The sequence below is a fragment of the Flavobacteriales bacterium genome (genome assembly GCA_013001705.1).
Classification (GTDB): Bacteria; Bacteroidota; Bacteroidia; order Flavobacteriales_D; family JABDKJ01; genus JABDLZ01.
On the sequence record JABDLZ010000302.1, the window covers coordinates 1 to 5,939 of the forward strand.

General features: G+C 49.1%; 5 protein-coding genes. 3 read left to right on the forward strand and 2 right to left on the reverse strand.

The genetic code is table 11. The features are described from left to right. On the reverse strand, nucleotides 1–1,591 hold a 1,591-nt coding region (gene yidC / locus HKN79_12080; protein NNC84306.1), incomplete at its 3' end, for a membrane protein insertase YidC. A gap of 87 nt (nucleotides 1,592–1,678) precedes the next feature. Further along, the gene (locus tag HKN79_12085; protein ID NNC84307.1) at nucleotides 1,679–3,322 is read right to left on the reverse strand and encodes a CTP synthase; all 1,644 of its coding nucleotides are present in this window, start codon (nucleotides 3,320–3,322) and stop codon (nucleotides 1,679–1,681) included. Between the two features lie 246 nt (nucleotides 3,323–3,568). Here HKN79_12085 and HKN79_12090 point away from each other — a divergent pair, with 246 nt between their 5' ends. The 3 genes from HKN79_12090 to HKN79_12100 form a co-directional block, all read left to right on the forward strand. Continuing rightward, entirely contained in the window at nucleotides 3,569–4,036 is a 468-nt protein-coding gene (locus tag HKN79_12090; protein ID NNC84308.1) for a T9SS type A sorting domain-containing protein, read from the forward strand. An 80-nt stretch (nucleotides 4,037–4,116) separates the two neighbouring features. Then, nucleotides 4,117–4,893 (forward strand): sensor histidine kinase, encoded by a 777-nt coding sequence (locus HKN79_12095; protein ID NNC84309.1) that lies wholly within the window; start codon nucleotides 4,117–4,119, stop codon nucleotides 4,891–4,893. Next, a partial coding sequence (locus tag HKN79_12100) for a hypothetical protein (protein ID NNC84310.1) occupies nucleotides 4,890–5,939 on the forward strand: 1,050 nt, incomplete at its 3' end. The genes HKN79_12095 and HKN79_12100, both read left to right, overlap by 4 nt.

Here is a 5,939-nt window from a genome sequence, read left to right on the forward strand (position 1 = left end):
GGGTATATAGGAATGTGCTCAGTGCCATCAGCAGAGTGAAAAGACTGATGTGATCTCCATATAAAGGTATCTCGAAGGGGAGGTCCAGTATGGAATCATATGAAGAAAGGTCATCTGCCCATAGGAAAGGCTCTTGACGCAGTTCTATAGATGCCGGGAAGAAGCGGAACATCGCATAGAGGATGGGCATCTGGACCAACATAGGCAGGCAACCTGCCGCTGGATTGACCCCGCTGCGCTTGTACAGACTCATGGTGGCCTGCTGCTTCTTCATGGGGTCCTTCTCATTCTCGAACTTCTTGTTGAGTTCATCGATCTCGGGCTTGAGCGCACGCATCTTGGCACTGCTCAAGTAGTTCTTATAGGTGAGGGGAAAGAGCAGCATCTTGATGACTACGGTCAGGATCAAGATGATGACCCCATAGCTGCTGATGAACCTGCTGAGGAAATTGAAGATAGGAATGACCAACCATTTATTCATCCAACCGAAGATCCCCCAACCTAGGTCGATAATGCGGTCCATCTCATTATCATAGGCTTTGAGAATGCTGTATTTGTTGGGACCGGCATAGATGGAATATGCGATGTGCGGGTCGGGTGTGAACTCTACTGGCAGAGTCAATTCCGCATTGTACTTCATCGTGTTCTCCTCTTCCTCTGCCGGAGCATGTGAGACCATGGAGTTGGAAGAGATGAATCCTTCAGGGTGCAGAGCGACTACCGAGAAGAAATTCTGCTTGAAGGCCACCCAATTCACCTTGGCCTCCAGTTCCTCTTCGTCCTCCTTGCCCTCGCTGAGATATTCTCTTTGCTCATCCTTGTAGCGATAGAATATACCGCTGCGCTCCATCTCCCGCTCCTTGCTCTTCTCCTTGACCTGTGCGACCATCTCCCAATTGAGAACGATGTCATTGCGTTTCAGGTCGACCACATCGGCCATTCCTACCAGGTCTACTGCTACATCCACTTCATAGCTTCCTGCAGTGAGGTCATAGCTGATATCCACATATTTGGACGGATCGCTCGAGCTGGCCCGCATGATGAGGGTGGTCGATCCATCTTCCAGTGTAGAGCGCGGAAGGTCCTGTGGGGAGAAGTAGAGATCACTGGTGCTGATGAGTTGGCCGCTATGGAGTTGAAAGATGTATTCCAACTCCGCCTCCTCATCGAATAGGATCAATGGTGCTTGGTCATAGGTCTTGTACTCCTTGAGTTCCAAGCTCTTGATCTGACCCCCTTTGGATTGGAAGGTGGCGATATAGAGGTCGGTCTCTACGCGGAATTCATCATCAGACCCTTCAGATGAGGGAGCAAAAAGCCCGAATCGGGCCAATTTTTCCTGCTGGGCGAGGCTTTTGACCAGACTGTCATCTTCGGTTACAGTCTGAGTCTCAGGCTGAATTTCTTCAGGAGTGATAGGTGTCGGAGACTCCACTTGATCAGGTAACTCGACCTGTTCTTGGGCAGCTTGTATACTGTCTTGTATCGCACGTTGGCGTTGTATCTCTTCTTCGCTCGGAGATACATACCACATGTATCCGAGAACGACTAGACCGATGAGAAAAAGACCTGTTGCAGAATTTCTATCCATACCCTATTTTACAAGGAGGGCAAAGATATGGCTTCGCAAGGAGTGACCAATGAAAACAAGGAATAAGCTCAGGGAAGTGGAATTGGGTCAGGAATTGACCAGTCGCTCCTCCTCGACATGAATTCCGGCCTTGCGCTTAGCCGCCTGTACAAAGCCGACAAAGAGCGGGTGTGGCTCGGCCACCGTGCTCTTGTACTCCGGATGGAATTGTACGCCTACAAACCAGGGATGGTCTTCCAGTTCGATGATCTCCACGAGTTCTGAATCCGGATTGATCCCGGTCATCTTCATCCCGGCAGTTTCCAATTGCTCTTGGTATTCATTGTTGAACTCGTAGCGATGGCGATGCCGCTCGCTGATCAAGGATTCTCCATAACAATCATGCGCGATACTGTCCTCTACCAATCGGCAATCATACGCGCCTAGTCGCATGGTCCCCCCTTTATCGGTGATGGCCTTCTGCTGCTCCATGAGGTCGATGACCGGGTAAGGAGTCGACTCGTTCATCTCGGTGGAGTGTGCTTCTTCCCAGCCCATTACATTGCGGGCGAATTCGATGACGGCACATTGCATGCCTAGGCAGATTCCTAGGAAAGGAATTCCGTTCTGACGTGCATGCTTGATGGCCCGTATCTTTCCTTCTATTCCTCTTCCACCGAATCCGGGTGCCACGAGTATGCCGTCCAGTTTGGAAATGCGCTCGGCCACATTGTTATCTTCAATGCTCTCACTGTGGATCCAGTCTATCTTCACCTTGACTCCACAAGAAGCCCCGGCATGGATGAAGGATTCAGCAATACTCTTGTAGCTGTCTTTCAACTCGACATACTTTCCGATCAGACCGATACGTACGGATTCCTTGGGGCTCTTCAGCCTCCAGATGAAGTCATTCCAGTCGCGCAAAGTGAGCTCATCGGAGTAGTCCATCCCCATTTTGGTGAGCACCACTGTGTCCAGTTTCTCCTTGTACATCAATTCTGGTACATCATAGATGGTCTCCGCATCGATGGATTCGATAACGGCATCTTCCGAGACATTGCAGAATCGAGCGATCTTATCCCTGATCTCCTGGTTCAGCGGATGTTCGGTACGGCACACGAGGATATCGGGTTGCACTCCGAGTTCCAGCAGTTGCTTGACCGAGTGTTGGGTGGGCTTGGTCTTCAGTTCTCCAGCAGCAGCGAGGTAGGGCACCAATGTCAGGTGGACTACGATGGCCCTCTCTCTGAGTTCCCATTTGAGCTGACGCACAGCCTCTACATAGGGCAGCGACTCGATATCGCCTACCGTACCACCGATCTCTGTGATGACGAAATCATAGTCACCTACTTTCCCGAGTTTTTGGACACAGCGCTTGATCTCATCGGTTATGTGAGGGATGACCTGGACCGTTTTGCCCAAGTAGTCTCCTTTTCGTTCTCTATCGATCACATTCTGATAGATGCGTCCGGTAGTGATATTGTTGGCTTGAGAGGTGCGCTCGTTCAAGAATCGTTCGTAGTGCCCCAGATCGAGGTCGGTCTCTGCTCCATCATCCGTCACGAAACACTCTCCGTGTTCGTAGGGATTCAGAGTACCTGGATCGATATTGATGTAGGGGTCGAGCTTCTGAATAGTGACCGAATGACCTCTGGCCTGAAGGAGTTTGGCCAGTGAGGCAGAGATGATTCCCTTACCCAATGAGGACGTCACTCCACCGGTGACGAATATGTATTTGGTCTTGTCGGACATGCCCGTATTGCTACGGGATACAAAGTTAACGGTATTTATGGCTCACGACCAATAAGATGTGAACGATCACGAGTATGGGCTCATCGTGTTTGATTTCTCACCATGAATGTCGGTCGAGCTAAGATTTTGACCGTTCTAATCAGGCCAGAGTTCGTTCTTTCAGTGAAATTATCAGATAGTAAGGGCTGATATTCAGTTAATTGAAAGACTATTGATTATCTTCACAATGAACCAATGCAACCGATCATGACTGCAAGCATGATACGTACCCGCTCGATCGGGCTAGGGATGCTGATCTTTATTCTGAGCCCGGTATTGGCCCAGGAAGGTCTCTTGGCAGAACATTCCGAACCCATAGACTCCTTTCCACAGCAATCCTTTGACGAGCCCGAAGCAGACCTTTTAGTAGATCGCTCAGGTACAGAATCTACCTATCCCAGCATGGAAGAGGAAATGGCCATTTACATGGAGCTCAAGTCCAAAGAGGCCAAGGCTTTCTTCTTTCCCAATCCGAGCAAGGGTATCATCTGGATCGAGCATAACCTCGGTCGGGATACTGACCTGAGTATTGCTGATCTCGAAGGTAGGATCATCTTCAGAGCGGATAACCTACAAGCCAAAAAACTGGACCTCAGGTCCTTTGATTCAGGGAGATATATCCTAGAATTATCCAATGGTCAAAAGACTGTTTCCAAAGTATTGGTCATACGTTGATACCTCATTTCATCCTTTTGGGTGAGGAGAAATGTCAGGTCACCCTCTAGCTTCACCAAGTCGAGGTCACCAGTGATCTGATGACCTCAAATACAGAAGCCCTGACCGATCAAGTACACATACTTCTGATACTCATCGCAGCGCTTGTCGCTCTTTTCATCTTTCAAGAATACCGCATCAAGAAAGTGAAGAAGAAGAGTAGCCATCAGCGCGATGCCTTCCAAAAACTCCAGATAGACCATGACCATCTGGTACGTGAAGCACAACACAGGGTGAAGAACAACATGCAGATCATCGCCTCACTCATGAGCATACAAGAGCGCAACGCACAGGGTGACGAGGCACGAAGTGCTCTGGAGAAGAGCAAGCAGCGAGTGAAATCCATTGCTCTCATCCATCAAGGTCTTTTGAATAAAGGTCGCCCACAGCACGTATCTGCACAGGAATACATCCGCACCCTGAGCAACAGTGTTTTCAATGCCTACAAAGTGGGTGAAGAACAGATAGACCTACGTACCGAAGTAGATGATATCCTACTGCATATCGATACAGGATTGCCCTTGGGATTGATCTTGAATGAAATGCTTTCGAACTGTCTTCAGCACGCATTTACCGAATCCAGTGCCGTAGAAGTGGTCATCCGGTTGAAGCATGACCATAAAAAGTTGATATTAGAGCTTGAGGATAGCGGGACCCGATTGACTCCAGAAGAACTGAGGGAGCGGGTCGGACTGTTCGGATCGAAGATGATAGATACATTCCATAGTCGATTGGGTTCTGTATTGGAGGTGGCCACTGAAGGCCTCAATACGGTGCGCTTGGTCATCTCGAACTATGATATCCATCCGATACTATGATGCGGCCACTTCGAATTCTCTCCATCGCTACTGTTGTGATATGCATCACGGTGCAAGTGCAGGCCCAAGAATATCTACAAGTGATCGACAGTCTCGAGAATCGCCTAGCTGAGACCGAGGATCCCGATACACGACTCAAGATCCTGAGTGATGGTCTCAAGCATACCATCTATAACGACCTGGATCAAGCGCTGGACTACGTGCTCAGATTCGAAAAAGAGGCCTTGGCCTATGGGGATTCTGCCGAGATAGCCCGTTCCAAGAACTTCTTCGGTATGCACGCTTCCATCGCGGGGGATCATTTCCGGGCGATCGAATCCTACGAAGTGGCCCTCGAGTGGTATCGAGCATTGCAAGACACCTTCATGGTCGGGATGATGCTCAATAACATAGGAGGTGCCTATGAATTTCAAGCTGACAGAGAGAACTCCATCAAGTACTTCAAAGAAGCGCAAGAATTTTTCATTTTGGCCGGTCAAGAAGATTGGGTCTACTTCACACGCTTCAATCTGGCAGGTCAATATAAGGCAGTGGATAGATTGCTAGAAGCAGAACCGCTCTATGAGCAGTCGGTAGTGTACTTCCAGGAGCAGGATTATCCTGCTTATACAGCCGATGCATATATGAGTCTGGCAGATATCGCCTTCAAAGTGGAGAGCCCGATGAAGGCCTTGGAACTTATGGAAAAGGTCGATACCGAAAGAGGATTGACCGACCGGAATAATCGTGCTCGGTTTGCTATTCTCATGTGCCTGATTCACACTGGAATGGAAAACTTACAGACGGCATCTTCATTCTGCGATGAAGGGATAGCACTCAGCAATAGCTATGGTGCGCGCTCTAAACGCATATCTGCTTATCAAGCCAAGTACGAGTTCTTGAAGGCAGCAGGTAGGTTTAAGGAGGCCCTGAACTATCATGAGAAACTTTTAAGCTTGAACGACTCTGTGGTCAAGGCTATGAAGGATAAGGAACTCATGAACATGTTCACCAAGTATGAGATGCGAGAGAAGGACCAAGAACTCGAGTTGAGTAGCCGATTGCTG